The 18,050-nt window shown below is 64.3% G+C and carries 22 protein-coding genes and 2 tRNA genes; 14 read left to right on the top strand and 10 right to left on the bottom strand.

Annotated features, from left to right (window positions below; genetic code table 11):
* The 7 genes from tolB (at position 1) to KDG50_12050 (ending at position 5,465) form a co-directional block, all read left to right on the top strand.
* On the top strand, positions 1-1,314 hold the full coding sequence (gene tolB, locus KDG50_12080; protein MCB1866155.1) for a Tol-Pal system beta propeller repeat protein TolB: 1,314 nt from the start codon (positions 1-3) through the stop codon (positions 1,312-1,314).
* 114 nt (positions 1,315-1,428) lie between these two features.
* Complete coding sequence (pal, locus tag KDG50_12075) at positions 1,429-1,998, top strand: peptidoglycan-associated lipoprotein Pal (GenBank protein ID MCB1866154.1); 570 nt, start codon at positions 1,429-1,431, stop codon at positions 1,996-1,998.
* A gap of 26 nt (positions 1,999-2,024) precedes the next feature.
* The gene (gene ybgF / locus KDG50_12070; GenBank protein MCB1866153.1) at positions 2,025-2,858 is read left to right on the top strand and encodes a tol-pal system protein YbgF; all 834 of its coding nucleotides are present in this window, start codon (positions 2,025-2,027) and stop codon (positions 2,856-2,858) included.
* Between the two features lie 67 nt (positions 2,859-2,925).
* Complete coding sequence (gene queE, locus KDG50_12065; GenBank protein ID MCB1866152.1) at positions 2,926-3,603, top strand: 7-carboxy-7-deazaguanine synthase QueE; 678 nt, start codon at positions 2,926-2,928, stop codon at positions 3,601-3,603.
* Positions 3,593-4,279, top strand: a complete 687-nt coding sequence (gene queC, locus KDG50_12060; GenBank protein ID MCB1866151.1) for a 7-cyano-7-deazaguanine synthase QueC — start codon at positions 3,593-3,595, stop codon at positions 4,277-4,279. Before queE ends, queC begins: the two co-directional genes overlap by 11 nt.
* 171 nt (positions 4,280-4,450) lie before the next feature.
* A tRNA-Lys gene (locus tag KDG50_12055) sits at positions 4,451-4,526 on the top strand.
* 78 nt (positions 4,527-4,604) lie between these two features.
* On the top strand, positions 4,605-5,465 hold the full coding sequence (locus tag KDG50_12050) for a lipid A biosynthesis acyltransferase (GenBank protein ID MCB1866150.1): 861 nt from the start codon (positions 4,605-4,607) through the stop codon (positions 5,463-5,465).
* A gap of 69 nt (positions 5,466-5,534) precedes the next feature.
* Here the strand turns inward: KDG50_12050 and soxA are convergent, their stop codons facing one another.
* From soxA to KDG50_12015, 7 genes are all read right to left on the bottom strand, one after another.
* Entirely contained in the window at positions 5,535-6,371 is an 837-nt protein-coding gene (gene soxA, locus KDG50_12045) for a sulfur oxidation c-type cytochrome SoxA (protein MCB1866149.1), read from the bottom strand.
* A gap of 89 nt (positions 6,372-6,460) precedes the next feature.
* Positions 6,461-6,772, bottom strand: coding sequence for a thiosulfate oxidation carrier complex protein SoxZ (gene soxZ, locus KDG50_12040; protein ID MCB1866148.1), 312 nt, complete (start codon positions 6,770-6,772; stop codon positions 6,461-6,463).
* A 37-nt stretch (positions 6,773-6,809) separates the two neighbouring features.
* The gene (gene soxY / locus KDG50_12035) at positions 6,810-7,280 is read right to left on the bottom strand and encodes a thiosulfate oxidation carrier protein SoxY (GenBank protein MCB1866147.1); all 471 of its coding nucleotides are present in this window, start codon (positions 7,278-7,280) and stop codon (positions 6,810-6,812) included.
* Between the two features lie 69 nt (positions 7,281-7,349).
* The gene (soxX, locus tag KDG50_12030) at positions 7,350-7,709 is read right to left on the bottom strand and encodes a sulfur oxidation c-type cytochrome SoxX (GenBank protein MCB1866146.1); all 360 of its coding nucleotides are present in this window, start codon (positions 7,707-7,709) and stop codon (positions 7,350-7,352) included.
* Between the two features lie 168 nt (positions 7,710-7,877).
* Positions 7,878-9,395 carry a M48 family metallopeptidase gene (locus KDG50_12025; protein ID MCB1866145.1) on the bottom strand — a complete coding sequence of 506 codons (1,518 nt, stop codon included), beginning with the start codon at positions 9,393-9,395 and terminating at the stop codon, positions 7,878-7,880.
* Between the two features lie 68 nt (positions 9,396-9,463).
* A complete protein-coding gene (locus KDG50_12020; protein ID MCB1866144.1) occupies positions 9,464-10,672 on the bottom strand; it encodes a hypothetical protein in 1,209 nt (402 codons plus the stop codon).
* On the bottom strand, positions 10,672-11,721 hold the full coding sequence (locus KDG50_12015) for an AAA family ATPase (GenBank protein ID MCB1866143.1): 1,050 nt from the start codon (positions 11,719-11,721) through the stop codon (positions 10,672-10,674). Before KDG50_12015 ends, KDG50_12020 begins: the two co-directional genes overlap by 1 nt.
* Before the next feature lie 303 nt (positions 11,722-12,024).
* On the opposite strand from KDG50_12015, the gene KDG50_12010 reads away from it, so the two are divergent.
* Entirely contained in the window at positions 12,025-12,225 is a 201-nt protein-coding gene (locus tag KDG50_12010; protein ID MCB1866142.1) for a hypothetical protein, read from the top strand.
* A 96-nt stretch (positions 12,226-12,321) separates the two neighbouring features.
* Here the strand turns inward: KDG50_12010 and KDG50_12005 are convergent, their stop codons facing one another.
* Entirely contained in the window at positions 12,322-12,891 is a 570-nt protein-coding gene (locus tag KDG50_12005) for a hypothetical protein (protein ID MCB1866141.1), read from the bottom strand.
* Between the two features lie 79 nt (positions 12,892-12,970).
* On the opposite strand from KDG50_12005, the gene KDG50_12000 reads away from it, so the two are divergent.
* From KDG50_12000 to KDG50_11975, 6 genes are all read left to right on the top strand, one after another.
* The gene (locus KDG50_12000) at positions 12,971-14,041 is read left to right on the top strand and encodes a hypothetical protein (GenBank protein MCB1866140.1); all 1,071 of its coding nucleotides are present in this window, start codon (positions 12,971-12,973) and stop codon (positions 14,039-14,041) included.
* Positions 14,042-14,154: 113 nt separating this feature from the next.
* Entirely contained in the window at positions 14,155-14,652 is a 498-nt protein-coding gene (locus tag KDG50_11995) for a 2OG-Fe(II) oxygenase (GenBank protein ID MCB1866139.1), read from the top strand.
* A complete protein-coding gene (locus KDG50_11990) occupies positions 14,645-15,094 on the top strand; it encodes a GNAT family N-acetyltransferase (GenBank protein ID MCB1866138.1) in 450 nt (149 codons plus the stop codon). Before KDG50_11995 ends, KDG50_11990 begins: the two co-directional genes overlap by 8 nt.
* Positions 15,095-15,108: 14 nt before the next feature.
* Positions 15,109-15,486, top strand: a complete 378-nt coding sequence (locus KDG50_11985; protein ID MCB1866137.1) for a hypothetical protein — start codon at positions 15,109-15,111, stop codon at positions 15,484-15,486.
* A 69-nt stretch (positions 15,487-15,555) separates the two neighbouring features.
* Positions 15,556-15,981, top strand: a complete 426-nt coding sequence (locus KDG50_11980) for an OsmC family protein (protein MCB1866136.1) — start codon at positions 15,556-15,558, stop codon at positions 15,979-15,981.
* Between the two features lie 570 nt (positions 15,982-16,551).
* Positions 16,552-16,627: transfer RNA gene (locus tag KDG50_11975), tRNA-Phe, on the top strand.
* A gap of 81 nt (positions 16,628-16,708) precedes the next feature.
* On the opposite strand, the gene KDG50_11970 is transcribed toward KDG50_11975, so the two are convergent.
* A complete protein-coding gene (locus KDG50_11970; protein ID MCB1866135.1) occupies positions 16,709-16,984 on the bottom strand; it encodes a cupin domain-containing protein in 276 nt (91 codons plus the stop codon).
* 248 nt (positions 16,985-17,232) lie between these two features.
* Positions 17,233-18,045 carry a kinase/pyrophosphorylase gene (locus KDG50_11965; protein MCB1866134.1) on the bottom strand — a complete coding sequence of 271 codons (813 nt, stop codon included), beginning with the start codon at positions 18,043-18,045 and terminating at the stop codon, positions 17,233-17,235.
* Positions 18,046-18,050: the final 5 nt, after the last annotated feature.

Genomic DNA, 18,050 nt, shown 5'->3' with positions numbered 1-18,050 from the left:
TTGAAATTCAAAAATATTTTGGCAGGGGCTGTGGTCCTGGCGTGGGGCCTGTTTGGCCTGGCTACCGCACGGGCCGAACTCGAAATTCGCATCACCAAGGGCGAGGTTCGCGCGACCCCGGTCGCGATCGTGCCGTTCGGCTGGCGTTCCGATGGCCCGAAACCGCAACTGGACGTTGCGGAGATCGTCGAGGCCGATCTGGTGCGCTCCGGGCGCTTCGATGCCCTGCGCCGGGTCGACATGCTCGCCTATCCGACGAGCGCCGAGGACGTGGACTTTCGCGACTGGCGCATCATGCGCCGCGAATATCTGCTGATTGGCGAAATCACCCCGGCCCCGGCCGGTGGCTATGACGTGTTCTTTCGGCTGTTCGATGTGCTGCGCGGCGAGCTGATGGTTGGCGCGCGCATACCGACCTCGGCCGCCGATCTGCGTCCCACGGCCCACCATATCGCCGACTGGGTGTACGAGAAGATCACCGGCGAAAAGGGCGCGTTCGCCACTCGGATCGCCTACGTGACCGTGTCGGGCGCCGTGCAGTCACGGGTCCACTCGCTGCATGTGGCGGATGTCGACGGTTATAACCCGCAGACGATTCTGACCTCGCGCGACCCGATCATGTCGCCGAGCTGGTCGCCGGACGGCGAACGACTGGCCTACGTCAGCTTCGAGGGCGGGCGTTCGTCGATCCACATGCAGGAGGTCTACACGGGCCGACGCGTGCGGCTGGCCTCGTTCAAGGGCATCAATGGCGCACCGGTGTGGTCTCCGGATGGCCGACAGCTGGCGCTGACGCTTTCCAAGCAGCGCAATCCCGATATCTACGTCATGGAGGTCGCCACGCAACGGCTGCGCCGGCTGACCGACCACTACGCGATCGATACCGAACCGGACTGGGCGCCGGATGGTCGCTCCCTGATCTTCACCTCCGACCGCGGCGGTGGGCCGCAGCTCTACCGGATTTCGGCCCAGGGCGGCGAACCTGAACGGATCACCTTCGACGGCGATTACAATGCGCGCGGCCGGTTTTCGCCCGACGGCAAGGAGCTGGCCTTTGTGCATCGCGAGGACGGGGCGTTCCGGATTGCCGTCATGAACCTGGCCACGGGGCAGAGCCAGGTGCTCACCGACGGACATTTGGATGAGTCGCCGAGTTTCGCGCCGAACGGCACCATGCTAATTTATGCGACTCAAGCGGGCGACCGAGGGGTGCTGGCGGCAACGTCGGTCGACGGTCGTGTCCAGCAACGATTGGCCTTACAGGCCGGCAGCGTGCAGGAGCCGGTCTGGGGTCCCTATTTGCGCAGCCGGTAACCTGCCGCGGAATTCAACCTTTGACCCATTTCATTCGGCCGATGACACACGACCCGGTACTGGCTCTCCGGGGCGTCGCCTGCCGGCTGTGAACACCAGAAGAGGAGTACGTTGATGAAGTTTTCCAAGCTAGTGGGCCTGGCCATCGTGACCGGGGCACTCGTGCTCGGTGGTTGCAGCACCACGGGTGACAAGGATGGCGACGGTGGATCGTCAAGCAGCGCGCCGGCACCGGTAACCGGTGGTGGTTCTGGCAGCGGTTCGGGGACGACGGGCGATGGAGTGACGACCAGCGGTGCGCAACGCCCGGGCGGCGTACAGATCGATCCGCTCGAGGATCCGACCAGCGTGCTCGCCCAGCGCGTGATCTATTTCGATTTCGACTCATCGTCGATTCGCAGCGAATACCGCGATGTCGTTGCGGCCCACGCCGAGTATCTGGCGCAGAATCCGGGCACGCGTGTGGTCCTCGAAGGGCATTGCGACGAGCGCGGAACGCGCGAGTACAACATTGGGCTCGGTGAACGGCGTTCGAGCTCGGTCGGCAACCTGATGGCGGCGCATGGTGCCGGTCAGCGCCAGATCGAACTTGTGAGCTTCGGCGAAGAGCGGCCGGTCGATCCGGGGCACGACGACGGCGCCTGGTCGAAGAACCGTCGCGTTGAAATCGTCTATCAGCGCTGATTGATCGGGTGACAGGCAGGCTTCCGATGCTTCGCTCGGTCACGCTCGGCGTCCTTGCGACCCTGCTCGCCGGCGGCGCCGGCGCGCAGGGTGCGCCGGGTGACGACGCGTTTGCGCCGGACTTGGTCCTGCGCATGCAGCAGATGCAGGACGAGCTGCAGCGCCTGCGCGGGACCGTGGAGCTACAGGGGCACGAAATCGAACGCCTCAAACAGCGCCAGCGTGACCTCTACGGCGACCTGGACCAACGGCTGACCCGGCTTCAACGCGACAATGCGTCCGCCGCCCCGCCACACTGGAGCGCTCCGCCGCCCGTAGCGCCGGTCGCACCCGCGGCCCCGCCGGCTCCGGTTGCACCGCCGCTTGCCGGAGCGACACCGGCTGAACCACCGCCGACGGAGGTCGGTACGCCCGCCTCTGCGAGCACGCCTGATAGCGCTGAATCCGCACCGCTGGTTGGAGCAGACGACGACGCCGCGGCCGACGCCATGTATCGCGATGCCTTTGCCGCACTCAAGGCCACGGAATACGAGCGGGCCGGGTTACTGTTTGATTCATTCTTGGCGCGCCATCCGAACAGCAAACTCGCCCCGAATGCACAGTACTGGCTGGCGGAGACCAGCTACGTGGCGCGTGATTTTGACCGGGCGCTGGAGCGGTTTCGCAGCGTCGAACAGCGTTACCCGGGGACATCCAAGGTCCCGGATGCCTTTCTGAAGATCGGCTTCATCCATTACGACCGGCAGGAGTGGGACGCCGCGCGAACCGCCCTGCAGACCGTGATAGATCGCTTCCCAGGCTCAACGGCGGCCCGGCTGGCCTCGCGGCGCCTCGACCGCATGCGCCTGGAAGCTCACTAGTTTCGGTCGGTCCGCGCAGACGCCCGTCCGCGTGGATGGGGCGGCCCGCGCATAATCTGTCCTTCCTATGCAGGCCGACATTCACCCGGCAACGAAAGCGGTCGCCGGTGTGCTGCGGGTAACCGAAATCTTTCTTTCCCTCCAGGGCGAGACCCGCAGCGTCGGGCTGCCGACCGTTTTTGTACGCCTGACCGGATGCCCGTTGCGCTGCGGTTACTGTGATACGGCGTATGCGTTTCACGGCGGCGAGCGCATGGGAATCGAGGCGGTCGTCGAACGGGTCGCCGATGCCGGCGTGCGACACGTCACGATCACTGGCGGTGAGCCACTTGCGCAGCCGGCCAGTCTCGAACTCACGCGTGCGCTGTGTGATCTGGGCTACGCGGTCTCGATCGAGACGTCGGGTGCGCTGGATATTAGTGCGATCGACCCGCGCGTTGCGCGTATCGTGGATATGAAAACGCCGGGTTCTGGGGAGTGCGCGCGCAATCGCCTGGAAAACCTCGCGCTGCTGGGCTCGCTCGATCAGGTGAAGTTCGTGATCTGTGATGCTGCGGACTACGACTGGTCCGTGGATTTCGTACGAACGCACAAGCTTGCGCAGCGTTGCGAAGTGCTGTTTTCGCCCGTCACGCCGGGACTCGCGCCGCGCACGCTGGCCGACTGGATCGTGCGTGACCGCCTGCCCGTGCGTTTCCAGATCCAGTTGCACAAGTTTCTGTGGGGCGACGAACGTGGACGCTGATGCGGGCCAGTCGCGCGCCGTGGTGTTACTGTCCGGCGGGCTCGATTCGGCGACCGTCGCGGCGGTCGCGCGCAGGCGTGGCTATCGAATGCACGCCCTGAGTGTCGCCTACGGCCAACGTCACGATGCGGAACTCGTGGCCGCCCGGCAGCTTGCGCAACAACTCGGCGCAGTCGAGCATCGTGTCGTGAATGTCGATCTCGCGGCGATTGGCGGCTCGGCACTCACCGACACTTCAATTCGCGTTCCCGACGAGCCGGCAGACGGGATCCCCGTCACCTATGTGCCGGCGCGCAACACCGTGCTGCTGGGGCTCGCGCTCGGATATGCCGAGGTCGTGGCAGCCGAGGCCATCTTTATCGGCGTGAACGCGGTCGATTATTCCGGCTATCCGGACTGCCGGCCTGCATTCATCGAGGCATTTCAGCGCCTGACCGAGGTCGCGACGAAGGCCACGGCGGAAGGCGCAAGGATTCGCATCGAGGCACCGCTCCTCGATCTCGACAAGGCGGCCATCATTCGTCTGGGAATGCAGCTCGGCGTGGACTTTTCACGCACGGTTTCGTGCTATCGGGCCGATGACGACGGGCGGGCATGTGGGACCTGTGACGCCTGCCGGCTGCGTCGGGCCGGGTTTGCGGCCGCGGGTATCGCTGATCCGACCCGCTACCGATGAATCCGGCCGGTCGGCGCCGGGCGAGGGGCGAGGTGCGGTTCGCCGCGGAGCAGTGGGGGTTTGCACGCCGCAGTCGCTGAAAGTACGATGCGCGATCGCCCCGGGCGGTCGAAACGGCGCAGGCATGCGTCCGACATCTGCGACCCGATCCCGTAAAATGACGCCAATCGCGGGCCGTTAGCTCAGTCGGTAGAGCAGTGGATTTTTAATCCATTGGTCGTAGGTTCGAATCCTACACGGCCCACCACTCATTCCCTCGTTTCCTTGCTCCCTGGACCGCTCCGTGGGTTTTCGGCACGCCCTGTTACGTGTAGCGACCAACGCCATGGGCGCCGTTCCGCTGCGGCTGAATCATGCGCTGGGTTCTTCGCTGGGCGCTTTCGCGATGCGTCGCCTGATGCCTCGTGAGTGGCGGGTCGCGCGTATCAACATCGATCTGTGCTGGCCCAAGCTCGACGCGGCCAGCCGCGCGCAGATGCTCAAGGAGAGTATGCGCGAGACCGGCAAGGCCATGTCTGAACCGCTGCGGCTATGGCGCCTGTCGATCGAGAAGCGCCGTTCGCTGGCTGTCGACTCGCCGGGTCGTGACACGATCGACGCGATCTGCAACGCGCCCGGCGGTGCAATCATCCTGTCGCCGCACTTGGGTTCCTGGGAGTACCTGGGCCTGTACATCGTCAGCCGCAAGCGCATGGTGGTGATGTACAAGCCGGGCAAGTATTCAGCGCTTGATGAGTTCATCGTGAGCGGCCGCAAAGGCGGTGGCCTGGAACTCGTCCGCGCCGATCGGCGCGGGGTCGCAACCATGCGCAAGGCGCTTGCCGATGGTGCCATCGTGGCGATCCTGCCCGATCAGGAACCCAAGGGTGGCACTGGTACCTTTGCGCCGTTCTTCGGCATCCCGGCCTGGACCATGAACTTGGTTGCCGCGCTGGCGCGGCGTGAGCCGGCACCGGTGTATGCGTGTTTCGCACAGCGGCTGGCGCGGGCGGAGGGCTATCGGCTACATGCCGACCCCGTTGGCGACGAAATTAGGTCGGACGATTCGGTCGTTTCAGCGACGGCGCTGAATGCCGCGGTCGAGCGGTGCGTGCGACAGTGTCCCGCGCAGTACCTGTGGTCGTACAAACGATTCCGTGTGCGCCCGGATGGAAGTCGCTGGCACTACAAGGTGGCCCCGAAATAAAAAAGCCCGGGCTTCCCCGGGCTTTGTTTCGGCAGTTCCCGTCAACTGGTCGTTGACGGCGTGCACGAGTTACTTGCGAGCGGACGGCCCGTTGAACTCGATGCCGTTGCTGGCGTGGGTCATGAAGTACTCGAGATTGCGGTACTCCTTACCCTGCGCCTTGAACGGTGCGGCACGGACCTGCTTGTTGCAGCCATCGTAGCGACGGTGCAGCGTGCCGAGTTCACCCCAAGCCGAACGGTACACCGGCCAGCCGGTTGTATGCCCCAGCATCGGGCTCAGCACGTCGGTGCGCAGGTGCTGGCCTGAATGCTTGAAGTGGCAGTGGGCGCACGACATATTGAACTGGCCGCGGCGCGTGAAATAAAACCGCTTGCCGTCCTCGTAGGCCTCCATGGCGCGCGGATCGTCGCTCGGCACCGTCACGTTGGTGACCTGGCCACGGCTCTCGTATGCGATATAGGCGAGCAGATCGGCGATTGGACCCTTCTTGTACTTCATGGGTTTCTCGCCATTCGCTTCGAGACACTCGTTCAGCGCGAGCGCCAGCGTCACGACCTCGCCACGGCCCTTGTCCCAGTACGGGTAGCTGCCGTTGATGGCGGGACCGTTCGGGAAGCATGAGGAAAAGGACTTGCCGTTTGCGAACGACTGGTTCCAGATGCCCTTGCCCTTGTCGATGTTCGGCTCGTACGGGGGAAACTCTTCCAATGCTTCCCAGCTTTCGCGCGAAACCGAATCGATGGCATACACGCCGTTGGCAAATTCCTGCAACGGCACGCCCGGGAATCGCTTCATGAAGTAGCTGCGGTAGGTTTCGATGTCATCGGCCGGACTGGCGAATGCAGGTGCCGTGACACCGCAACACAACGCCAGCGCGGATGCAGCCATGAGTATTCTTTTCATTTCGGGACTCTCCTCCAGTCGGGGTTTTGTGGGGTGCGCGGCCGGCTCTCGGCCGGCTGCGCACCCTTTATCTTGCGGACAGCGCAAGGTCAGCCGACCTTGGCCTCCTCCGAGTCGCTTTCACCCTTGTTGTCTTTCCAGGAGACGACAACGGTGTCACCGGCAGCGCCGCCCTTGAAGCCAAACGCCAGGTACGGGTTCTTCGAGACGCCGCCGCCCCATTCGGCCGAGAGAACCTCTTTGCCGTTGTGGGTGCACGTCACATCGGTGATGTAGTGCGGCTCGATTTCCTTGCCGGTGGCCTTGTCCTTGCGGTTGCCGACTTCCATCGGATGCGTGACCAGGCATTTGACAGTCGTGACGTCGCCGGAAGCCTTCGCGCGAATCTTGATCGTGGACATGTTTGATTACCTCTCGTGTTCGTTGCCAGCGCGCGGCTTAGCCGCCGCAGCCACCGATGGTGACTTTGACGGGCTTGCGGGCGGAATAGAGCTTGCCGCCAGACTTGACGACGGCGATGACATCGCCGGTCTTGCCCATCTTGATGCGCGTGGAAACGTCGCCCGTGGCGCTCGACGACAGCATGAACCGTGCGGCCATCGGGGTTGGGTTCTTGTCGGCAAGGATGGCAATTTCATCGGCGGCCAGGGTCGTTTCAACCGTGACCGGCACGACGGCGCCGTTCTCGGCGATGTCCGGGGCCTTGATTGTGATCGCGTCGCTGGCCGCGGAATCGCCGGAGCCGAAGGCGGCGCTCATCGCGTCTCCAGATGCTTTGGCCATGAACGCGTTGTCGTTGCGCGCCAGCACAACGCCCGGGTGCAACAGACCGGCACCAATGGCAACGCCTACGGCGCCGGCCGCCATGGAACCTTTCAGGAAGGTCCGGCGGGTGTCGATTTCACTCATGGAGTATCTCCTCGAATCTTTGGGAAACGTAACGGTGCGGCGGAACGACAAGCGCCCGCACGAACGCTGTTACAGCGTATAGATGTATTCGACGACCTTGTCGATCTGGTCTTCACTCATAGCGCCGTATTTGCCAAACGCCGGCATCAATGTATCCGGGTAGTATTTGGTCATGTCCCAGACCATGTCGCGCAATTTGGCTTTATCGGGGAAACGGGCCTGCATGGCGACGAGCGGTGGACCGATGTCGCCGGGGCTCTCGCCGTCACCCATCATGTGACAGGCAAGACAGTTGCCGATCTTGCGGTCGGTTGCCAGCTTCTTGCCTTCCTCAGCGGCACCTTCGGCAAAGCCGAGTGACGGTGCCAGTGTCGCTGCGAGAGCGATCGCGACGGCGGAAGCCTTCAGGTGCAGCGCGGATTTCCGCATGGTGCTCCTCCTCAGGGTTAGGGTTGTAGTTTCAACGGGGCTCCGGGGGCCGGGCCCACAATCTCCTCCAAGGCCCTGCAAGCATACCGCAATTCGGCCTCAAGGCAAATTTCGCAGACGATTTGACGTTGATTTCGCATGCAAGTTGCATTTTGCAACCATGAATGTCTAACCGGTCCGCTTGTCCTTTTTTTCCTCTGCCAGGACCTCGCGAACTTCCTTCAGGCGCGCGTCGATTCGTGCACGCTGATAGAAATCCACGTTCTTGAGCCCCTGTGCGAGTTCTAGTTGTCGCACTGCCGCTTCCGTATTACCCGACAGGTAATGAAACTCGGCCTGGAACAGGTATCCGTCGGCAAGGTCGTTGGCCCGGCTGGCTGCATCCGCCGCCAGCCGATAGACCTCTACCCCACCATAGCCATCTTCTATGAGACGGGAGAGCACCCTGCGGGCCTCGGCGGGCTCGTTCACGGCCAGCAGGGCCCGTGCGTAGGGCACGGCGAGCACCGGGTTGCCGGGATGGGTGGCAATCGCGCCGGCGAGAAGGTTCCGCGCCTGGGCGAAATTGCCGCGTGCAAACGCGACTTCCCCACGCAGCGCGGCGATCGTGGGTTCGTCGGGAAGCCGGCGGGCGAGCGAGGCGGCCTCTGCCTCGGCTTCGTCATGGCGTCCGGCCCTCGACAACGCGAGGGCCAGCCCGTAGCGGGCGGCGTCGGCATTTCGGTGTCGCCCGGACTCCAGCGCCGCGCGGCGCTGCGATACGGCCAGGTCGGTGCGGGTCTCGTCGGCCAGCGCGATGCGCTCGCGCACAATGAAAAATTCGAGTTCGCTTTCGGTCTGCTTGTACGGGTAGGTTTCGGCCCGGGCCCTGGTGTCGGCCACGCGATTGGAGGTGATGGGGTGGGTCAGCAGGTACTCGGGCAGCTTGGTCTGCTCGATCTGGGTCGCACGCTGCATCTGTTCGAGAAAGGCCGGCATCGAGCGGGGATCGAACCCCGTTCCGGCAAGCAGGGCAAGCCCGATCCGATCCGCTTCCTGTTCGTTGGCGCGCGTGAAATTGATCTGCTGCTGCAGGGCGCCGGCTTGCACGGCGGCCGCTGCCGCAATCCCACCCGAGGCCCCCGCCGACATGCCGAGCGCGATCGCGGCTATCAGCGCCGCCGCAGTCGGCAGGGCCATCTGACTCGCCAGCTCGAACCGCCGCGAGAGGTGGTTCTGGGTCACGTGGGCAATCTCATGCGCGAGCACGGCCGCGAGTTCACCCTCGGTCTGCGCGGTCGTGATCAGGCCCGTGTGCACGCCGATGTAGGCTCCGGGTCCGGCGAAGGCATTGATTGTCGGATCTAGCAGTACAAAGAAGGTGAAACCCCGCAACGGGTCTTCGGCATGGGCGGCCAGCCGCGCCCCGAGGCGTGCGACGTAGTCGGCGATCACCGGGTCCTCGATGACCTTCGCGCGGCGGCGGATCTGGCGCATGAACTCGCGCGCGAGCTTGGCATCGTCCGCTGCCGTGTACACGGTGGACGAGGAATCGCCCATGTCCGGCAGCCGGATACGTTCGTCGTCGGCCAGCGCCGGATCGGCGCCGCCGGCAACGCACAGCAGCGCGCCGCAAAGGCAAGAACGCAATGGCTGGCTGACGGTCACGCCGGGATGGACCTCGCGGCCGGGCAACGGTTCCGCCAAGCTTATCAGCGACCCCGGGCCGGCGGTCCGCAACGCGACCGTCCGGGAAAGCTTGAGAGCGGTTTCAATCAGCCGTTCAGCTGGATGCGCTGTCCCCAGGGCACCCTTTGCCGCCCCTTGACCAGCCACAGCACGGGGTAGTTGGGCGCAAGCGGCGGAAATTCTCCGACGGCATCCGTGAAGTAGACGAGCAGGTCCGGCGCGCGATCCTGGCCGGCGAGCCACTCGAATGCCGGCGTGAAGCGTGTGCCGCCACCACCACCGAGGCGCTCCGGAAGTTTCAGTGGCTCCCACGGTTCGAATAGCCATGGCCCGTCGCCGCAGATCTCGGCGTCGCAGGCGATCAACGTGACTCGCGCTCGAAGAAGGCCCTTCAACGCATTGATTTCAGAAAGGAACTCGTCCAGCTCCGCACGTGTGATGGAGCCCGAGGTGTCAACGGTCACAGCGACATTGATCTCGCTGGAGCGCAGCGACGGGAGGATCGCGCTGCCCTCACGGCGGGACGGGCGCATGTAGCTGTAGTCGTCGCGTGCGTGCGGCGTCATGTAGCGCGCCAGCAGCATGCGCCACGGCAACTGTGGCTGCAGCAGGTGGTCGAGCATCCGCGCGAGTGCGCCGCCGAGCTTGCCGGCCGCAAGGGCCTGCTGTGCGGCGCCGGCCATGCGCTGCTGCCACTGGACGGACAGCGTGTCGGCCTCGTCCGGCGCGAGTGGTGGAGGTGGCGCGCCGGAGCCGGAGCGCTCCTCGTCGGGCTCGTGTTTTGGCCCATCGCCACCGGGTTCGTTTCCGCGCGGTGGGGCTTCGCCGCGGCCTTCGCTCTGTGGTGTTTCGTCCCAGAGGTGCTGGTCGTGGGTCTCAACGTCTTCGAGATCGTCCGTGTACGGATAGATCTCCTCCGCCGTCATGCCGGCGAAGCTGGGCTCGTGCAGGATGCCCGGCGGTGGTTCGAGTCCGTCGTCGATCAGCAGCGGATTCACGGCGAAGTCGCAGGCCACGTCCCAACGGTGTTTGAGACGGTGACCACGGCGCGCGAAGTGCGACAGGGCGCAGTGCAGGGCCTCGTGCGCGAGGGCGAACTGGGTCTGGGACAGGCTCAGGCTGTCAATGTATTCCGGGTTGAAGTAAAGCTTGCGCGCGTCGGAAGCCGTTGTTTCGCACCAGTCGCCGGCCGCTACCAGCGGCAGGCGCAGCACTAGGGCGCCGAGAAACGGTTTGTCGAGGATCAGGCGTGTGCGCGCCGCGGCGAGTTTGGTCTCGATCGCCTCGGGCTTCATCAGCGACCGTCGTAGAGCATCACGTCGGCGATGCTCTTTGCCCAGGACTGGAACTGCGGCACCTCGAAGAGATCCGCACCCACGGCACGGTGCATGTCCGACACGAGCATGACGCCCATCTCCTTTTGCGGGAACCGCGCGGCGTAGTCGAGTATGTGGCCGAGCACGGTCCGTGCGTTGGACTCGCCGCGTGCGCGGATCGCCCGGCCGACGAGCGCCGCGGCGACCGCGTACTGAAGATCGATCTCCCTGGGTACCGCGATCTCTTCGCCACGCACGATGGCGTCCAGGTCCGGCATTTTCTCCAGGTTTTGGTGGAAGGCGTTCAGCTCGATGCCGGCCGCGGGACCGACGCAGGCCTGCAAGGCCCCTTGCAGCAGGTCCGGCCGGTCGGCGAATTTCGCCATGGCGCGGTGCGCGAATTCCCAGGAGCGCGGCGAGGGGAACGCAACCGGGTTGTGCGCGGGGTCGAAATCGAACAGCAGCTCGGGCCGGAACCGCAGGAATGCGATCACCGTTTCGCTGATCGAGTTCGCATAGGCCCAGGCGACCCAGTCGTCCAGATTGGTTTCGAACTCGAAGTGCGAGAAACGGTTCGCCAGCGGCGCCGGCATCGTGTAGGTCACGCCGCGGTCGCCCTGACGGTTGCCGGCCGCGAAGATCGCCCAGCCACCCGGCACCTCGTAGGCACCCAGCCGACGGTCCAGGATCAGCTGGTAGGCGGCCGCCGAGACGCTTGGCGAGGCCGAAGTCAGCTCGTCTAGGAACAGGATGCCCTTCGGACCGTGGCGGCCCGTGTCGGGCAGCATGGCCGGCACCGCCCACTCGACCAGGTCGCCGGCCCTAAACGGGATTCCGCGCAGGTCCGAGGGTTCCATCTGCGACAGGCGAATATCAATGACCGGCGCGCCGTGGCGGGCGCCGATCTGGGCGACGATCTGCGACTTGCCGACGCCCGGCGGGCCCCAGAGCATCACGGGCGTGTGATGGCCGGCGTCGGCGCTGGAGAATTCCCGGTCGAGGACGGTTGCGAGCTGGGCTGGACGCATTGATTCAGATCACGGTCGTGAGATTGCGCTTCATTAGCAAAGCAAAGTATTCTAATGCGCTGCCCGACTGCGCGGCCAGCGCGCTCGACGAGCGCCAAACGGCAGCGGGCGTCGCGCCCGCGCGGATCATGCGCCTGACAACCACAGGCGTGCCGACAACGATCTGCGTTACTGCGCGGCAGCATGGCCCCCATCCGCCTGCGGCTTGCGGTTGGCCACACGACAATCCGGACGAGCGGAGCTGCATTCGCAAGGCGGCGCCGATCTGGTGTTCCAAAACGATTACGCGGAGACAACACAACGATGGTTGACCAGACCTACTACGACGCAGTCACGCAGATGGAAGAAATGGGCGTTGACCAGCAGTACATGATCGGCTGGATGTCGGGTTATCTGCAGAACCCGAAGGTCGAAGAACAGCGCGTCACCGAGGCCTATGAGGCCGGTTATTCGGATGGCGAGGAGCGTTCGACCGACAACTTCGAGAACTGGATCAAGAAGTGATTCGGGCGGCGCAGCCGGTGGGTTGCGCCAGTCAACGTCCAGAAACGAAAAAGGCGGCCGCGAGCCGCCTTTTTTGTGGCCGAGTTTCGCGGTGCGTCAGGACAACAGATCCGTCAGCGCCTTGCGCAGGCGCTCGTCGACGGCCGGCGCGTCGATCTCCATGACCTGATCGATCGCCCATTTGTTGGTCTGGTCGCTGCCCATGATGCCGAGAATCTTCTGCCCGAGCAGGTGCAGAAACGAGTAGGCCGGGCCGTCATCGTCGTAACCGTAGTCGGCGTATTCTCCGGCGCGCTCATTGAGCGTCGCGATGAAACCGCTGCGATAGTCGCCGGGGCCGAACAGATCAATCGCGTTGTCCTCCACGTGCTCGGCAACGCGTCGTGCAAAGGCCTCGATGAACACGCGACGGTCGCCGTCGTCGTAACCCATGCGATGCACGAGCCGATCCGCGATCTGTACGCAGAACGCGAGATATTCGCAGATCACGGCGACGCGCTGGCCATCGGTGCGATAGACGAAGTCCTGGCCGTGCAGGTTCTTGGCCTTGTCCAGCGCGAGTCGCCAGGCGATGAACGCCAGCGCGCCGGCGGCGTCGTGCAGGGATTTGTCGGCCGCCTCGTTGCGTTGCGAGTCGTGCCAGCGGCTCTTGATGCGAATCGCCATTTCTTGAAGCGCCTTGGGGTTTGCCCACCGGGCGTGTATTGTACCGCCCGGGCTGTCCGCCCGAGCCATGCCTGCGCCCATGTCTGACGGCGTCTCCCGAACCGATCCCGACGTTCGCCTCGCGACCCTGCGTGGCGCCGTTCAGCACAACTGCAACATCGCCGACGCGCATTCGACCTCGCGTTACTCGATGTGCGTTTACCTCATGAAAATGCGGGAATATTACCGCTGGGCGCAGGGCCTGGCGTTCACCGCGTCGCTGCCGAACGAGGCAGTCGGGCAATGGCTCGCCGAGCGCGAGGCCGAACTCGAGGACCTCGAAGCCGAGCCGTTTGCCCCGGTCGTGATCGGTGCCGAGGACTTCGACCCGTTTGACGATGTAGGCATCAACGCGGCACTGGATCGTGATGGCCTTGTCTACAGCGGCGGTTACGGCTCGGGCGCACTCGCGCATTTCTTTCTCGGCGAGCGTGAGTCCACGGAACAGCGCGACGGCTACACGGTGCATACCGTCGGGCGAGAGTACGCACGCGATCTCACGTCGCCGCCGGCGATGACGCGCGACGAGGTCATCTATATCCGCCGGGAATCCCTGCAACGCATGCTCTGGGAACGCCTGGAGGTCTGGCGCTGGAGCCGTCCGGATTCCGCGCTGGGCCGGGCATTCGCGTTCTACGATTTTGACGACGACTTCGACGAATCGCTCGAACGTCTGACCCGCAGCGAGCTCGACACGCTGCGTCGCCACGAAATCGGCGAGGTTCGTGCCGGCCGTCTGCTCGGTGAATTCTGGCCCGAGCTGCTTTGTTCGCTGCCGCGTTCACGTGCCGAGATCATGCTGCGCGCCGTGCGCGACCACCTCGCCGATTGCCTCGAAACCCTGCCTGCGCTGATCGATGCCGACGACGCCGCCCGGCTGCACTTCTGGTTTGGCGGCCTGACCGGAATGCGCAAGGAGATTTTTCCGGCGCTGTGGCGAGGCTACGAGGCATGGCGCGAGGGCGGGGGGATCAGGTCGCTTCGAGACACCGTCGGGCGCGGGCGCGAGCACTGGCTGGACATCGGGATACGCTGTGTCGAGTTGTATCGCGATGATCCGGCGGCGGCGGATGCGGGGATCGTCGCGACCATCGAAGCGTCCCGTCTGTGAGCGTTGACGGGCGCAAGGCGCCGGACGCGTTACCGGCGGGTTGGCTGGAACTTGCCCCGGGAAGCTTCGTGTTCGAGCGCCGCGGCGCCCTCACCGCGGAGCAATGCAGCGAAATGATCCGCCGCTTCGAGGACAAGCTCGAACAGCAGTATCCGGGCCGCATCGGCCAGCAGGCCGATCACGACGCGTCCATCAAGCGCTCGACGGATCTGGTCGTCAGCGGCAAGCCGGACTGGAAGGACGTCGACGGCTGGCTGTTCGGGTCGCTGGGCCGGTCGATGCGCGAATTCCGCGCGGCCTACCCGTTCTTCAAGGGCCCATTCAAGGACATGGGCTACGCCATCCAGCGTACGGACCCCGGCGAGTTCTACCACTGGCATATCGACGGCGGCAGCCACCAGTTTGCCTATCGGCAGCTCGTCGCGGTCTGGTATCTCAACGACGTGCCGGGACCCGGCGGCGAAACGGAGTTCCTGTACCAGGGCATCCGGGTGCGCCCCGAAGCAGGCAAGCTGATCGTGTTTCCGCCGTTCTGGACCCACGAGCACCGCGGCGTGACCCTGGAGGCCGGGGTGAAGTACATCGCCACGACCTGGGTCGTGTTTGGCTGACGCGCCTACGATCCGCGAACCCGGCACGCCGGCGGAATGGAGCGCCTACTACGCGCTGCGCTGGCAGGTGTTGCGACAGCCTTGGAAACAGTCGCCGGGCAGCGAACGCGATGAGGACGATGCCGAGGCCTGGCACCGCGCGGCGTTCGATGTTGCCGGCACACTCGTGGGTTGCGCGCGTCTGCATCGGCGCGCGGACGGGCAGGCCCAGGTCCGCTATATGGCCGTGGCCGAATCCGGGCGGGGCAGGGGCGTTGGCGGCATGCTTCTGGCCGAGCTGGAAAGGGTTGCCGGCGGTCAAGGGTTCACCAGCATCGTGCTTGAGGCACGCACGAACGCCGTCGGCTTCTACGCGCGTGCGGGATATCACGACGACGGGCCGGGACACCGGCTGTTCGGTGAAATCGAGCATCGCGTAATGAAAAAGACTATAAATCATTAAGTAACGTTGGATTTATGAAGCGATTGCTCAGCGTCGTCGAACTCGGCGGCTATCCGAATTTCACGCCGCTGTACCAGCGGCACGGGTACACGGTCGATGCGGTTGCAAGCGTGCGCAAGGCCACCGCGCAGATCCGCAAGACCATGCCGGATGTCGTAGTGGCCGAGTTCAACTTTCAGTCCGATTTTCGCGACCGCACCAGTTCGCTCGAGACCCTGCTCGCCACGCTGGAGCGATTTGGCGGCGCCCGGTCAATCGTGTTCTACGACCAGGAATACGCCCACCAGCTCGAGCGGCTCACGGCGCGCTTCCCCATCGACCACCTGTTGCCGTTTCCCGTGGCCGAGGCCGATGTGGGCGCAGCACTTGAGGCGATCGCCGCCGGCGGCTGATCCGGATCAACACCGGCACCGGTCGGCTCCGGCAAGCTGACGGAACCATCTTCGATCCGGGTTCCGCTCATGGCCGACCGCAAGTTCCAGATGCGCTGCAACTGCCGCTACGAAGGCAGCGACAACGCGCCCGTTGCGAACCGGACCGAGATCCTGACCGCTGAGGGCTGGACTCCGTTTGAACTCGGTCCACAGGTGCCGGGTTTTCTGATGTTCGTCTACGCGATTCTGAACTGTCAGCACCTGTACATGCGTACCAATGCGGCCGAGCGCGGGTTCGTGCTGAGCAGTGCAAGCGGCACGATTGACGTTCTGACCGCAGAAGACTGGCGCATGAAACGGCTGCACATTCGCTTCGAAGGACAACTCGCTTCGGGCGCGCCAAGTTCCGACGATATCGCCTACATCGTCGAGCGCATGCGGCACTGTCCGGCCTCGGTCAATCTGCTGGAGCCGCCCGATACGCAGACCGAACTGCGTCTAGCAGGCTGTTGAAATTCTCATTTCGACAGCCTGATATCGCGAGACACGGACGTCTCGCCCGAAAATCGAACATGCAAGTGTTTGATTTTCGTGAGCAACCGAAAACTACGCTTTTCGGTTGCGACGTTGAAAAGGCCATGGATGGGCCTTTTTCAACGACCTACTAGGACCTGCCTGAATCCCGGGTGCCGGCAAGCCGCCAGGCAACTCAGTCGGGATACGGTTTCAGCTGCGTCCCTTGCGGCCGGGTCGAGTTTCCCTCTGGATGTGCGGCCTGCGCCTGCGGCGACAGCTGCACCGTGCTCGCTGCGCCTTGCCGGCGTTCAAGGATCGCCATGGTCTCGACGGCGGGGCGTCTTCAGACCGGTTCCGGCGTGGGTGCGCTTGACGCTCCCGGGCCCCGCGGGTCTAATAGCCGGCCTGCATTTTTGGCGAGCCTGCCAGTTGGGTGAGCGCCGGTGGCCTTAAGGCCATCGAAAGCCATTTAACATGGCTTTCGAAGGTGCGAACGACCGGCCGTGGATGGCCGGGCCGGGCGACGCTACAGGGATGTAAGCACAGCAACGCAGTTTTGCCGAATACGGCCAGGTAGCTCAGTTGGTAGAGCAGCGGACTGAAAATCCGCGTGTCGGTGGTTCGATTCCGCCCCTGGCCACCACCTTACTTCCCCGTAATAGACCCGCTGCGCAATGCACGCGTGCGCCTGCAATCCCGTCGCGCTGCGTGGTCTCAGCCGCGTTCAGTCGAAGCTGTAATGCTTTTTTATCGGCTCGCGGATGTCCCAGGTACAGCTCAGGCCTTTGGCGAAGGTCACGAGGTCGCCGGCGCCGAGTTCCACCGGCTCGCCGCCATCCGGTGTCACGATCACGTGGCCCTTGAGGATGTAGCAGGTCTCCTGTGCATCGTAGGTCCACGGAAACACCGAGACTTCCTTCTCCCAGATCGGCCAGTCATCCACGCCCATGACATCGAGCTTGCCAGGGGCGGGGCGGCGTTCGTAGAGGATCGGTTGCATTGGGGTGTCCTAGCGAAGGGCGGTCCAGTGTAGCTGAGGGGCGATTGAACAGGCTGTTGAAATTGTCTTTTCAACGGCCTGTTAACGCGAGACAGGGACGTCTCGCCCGAAAATCGAACACACAAGTGTTTGATTTTCGTGAGCAACCGAAAACCGCGCTTTTCGGTTGCGATGTTGAAAAGGCCATGGATTGGCCTTTTTCAACAACCTGTTAAGCTCCAACCGCGATGCGTGAAATGGTCGCTGGCTCAGGCCTGCCGCCGCAGTCCGGCCTGCTCGAGGATGCTGGTTGCGAGTTCCTCGATCGACATCTGCGTGGAATTGAGCACCGGCACGCCCAGGCGCTTGAAAATCGCATCGGCCTGGCGGACCTCGCGGCGACATACCTCCAGACTCGCGTAACGGCTGTTCGGGTAACGTTCCTGGCGGATCGCGGCGAGGCGTTCCGGGTCGATCGTGAGGCCGAACAGCTTGGCCCGATACGCGAGGACCTGCGCCGGCAGCCCGCCGCGTTCGAAGTCGTCGTCGGTCAGCGGGTAGTTCGCGGCCTGAATGCCGAACTGCATGGCGAGATACAGACTCGTCGGGGTCTTGCCCGAGCGTGACACGCCAATCAGTACGACCGCCGCTTCCTCGAGTTCCTTCGGGCGCAGGCCGTCGTCATGGGCAAGTGCGTAGTTGATGGCGTCCACGCGCCGTGCATAGGCCCCGTTCGTGCTCATGTTGTGCGAATGGCCGACAATCGGCGCGGCCTTTGCGCCCAGCGCGGCCTCCAGCGGGTGGATGAAGGTCTCGAGCACGTCGAGCACGACCCCGCCGCAGGCGTCGACGACCTCGCGTACCGCCGGGTCGACGATCGAGGTCAGCACGATCGGCGGTTCGCCGTCGCCGAGACTGCGCCGGATCCGGTCAGCGGCGAGTTCGGCCTTCGGCCGGTTGTCAATGAACGGCAGGGTCTGGGTGCGGAACTCGAAGTCCGGGAACTGGGTGAGCAGGGCGCGGCCGAGGCGCTCGACGGTGAGTCCGGTCGAGTCGGAGACGAAATAGACTTGCCTTTGCATTGAAT

Source organism: Chromatiales bacterium, assembly GCA_020445605.1.
Taxonomy (GTDB): Bacteria; Pseudomonadota; Gammaproteobacteria; order JAGRGH01; family JAGRGH01; genus JAGRGH01.
The sequence above is the reverse complement of the archived record's forward strand: the minus strand, read 5'-3'. Positions and strand labels throughout refer to the sequence as shown.

Excerpts from the sequence above, each read along its gene's own strand:
- pal (MCB1866154.1), top strand. The coding sequence starts at position 1,429 with ATGAAGTTTTCCAAGCTAGTGGGCCTGGCCATCGTGACCGGGGCACTC.
- ybgF (MCB1866153.1), top strand. The coding sequence starts at position 2,025 with ATGCTTCGCTCGGTCACGCTCGGCGTCCTTGCGACCCTGCTCGCCGGC.
- queE (MCB1866152.1), top strand. The coding sequence starts at position 2,926 with ATGCAGGCCGACATTCACCCGGCAACGAAAGCGGTCGCCGGTGTGCTG.
- KDG50_12050 (MCB1866150.1), top strand. The coding sequence starts at position 4,605 with ATGGGCGCCGTTCCGCTGCGGCTGAATCATGCGCTGGGTTCTTCGCTG.
- soxA (MCB1866149.1), bottom strand. The coding sequence starts at position 6,371 with ATGAAAAGAATACTCATGGCTGCATCCGCGCTGGCGTTGTGTTGCGGT.
- soxZ (MCB1866148.1), bottom strand. The coding sequence starts at position 6,772 with ATGTCCACGATCAAGATTCGCGCGAAGGCTTCCGGCGACGTCACGACT.
- soxY (MCB1866147.1), bottom strand. The coding sequence starts at position 7,280 with ATGAGTGAAATCGACACCCGCCGGACCTTCCTGAAAGGTTCCATGGCG.
- soxX (MCB1866146.1), bottom strand. The coding sequence starts at position 7,709 with ATGCGGAAATCCGCGCTGCACCTGAAGGCTTCCGCCGTCGCGATCGCT.
- KDG50_12020 (MCB1866144.1), bottom strand. The coding sequence starts at position 10,672 with ATGAAGCCCGAGGCGATCGAGACCAAACTCGCCGCGGCGCGCACACGC.
- KDG50_12015 (MCB1866143.1), bottom strand. The coding sequence starts at position 11,721 with ATGCGTCCAGCCCAGCTCGCAACCGTCCTCGACCGGGAATTCTCCAGC.
- KDG50_12010 (MCB1866142.1), top strand. The coding sequence starts at position 12,025 with ATGGTTGACCAGACCTACTACGACGCAGTCACGCAGATGGAAGAAATG.
- KDG50_12005 (MCB1866141.1), bottom strand. The coding sequence starts at position 12,891 with ATGGCGATTCGCATCAAGAGCCGCTGGCACGACTCGCAACGCAACGAG.
- KDG50_12000 (MCB1866140.1), top strand. The coding sequence starts at position 12,971 with ATGTCTGACGGCGTCTCCCGAACCGATCCCGACGTTCGCCTCGCGACC.
- KDG50_11995 (MCB1866139.1), top strand. The coding sequence starts at position 14,155 with ATGATCCGCCGCTTCGAGGACAAGCTCGAACAGCAGTATCCGGGCCGC.
- KDG50_11985 (MCB1866137.1), top strand. The coding sequence starts at position 15,109 with ATGAAGCGATTGCTCAGCGTCGTCGAACTCGGCGGCTATCCGAATTTC.
- KDG50_11980 (MCB1866136.1), top strand. The coding sequence starts at position 15,556 with ATGGCCGACCGCAAGTTCCAGATGCGCTGCAACTGCCGCTACGAAGGC.
- KDG50_11970 (MCB1866135.1), bottom strand. The coding sequence starts at position 16,984 with ATGCAACCGATCCTCTACGAACGCCGCCCCGCCCCTGGCAAGCTCGAT.
- KDG50_11965 (MCB1866134.1), bottom strand. The coding sequence starts at position 18,045 with ATGCAAAGGCAAGTCTATTTCGTCTCCGACTCGACCGGACTCACCGTC.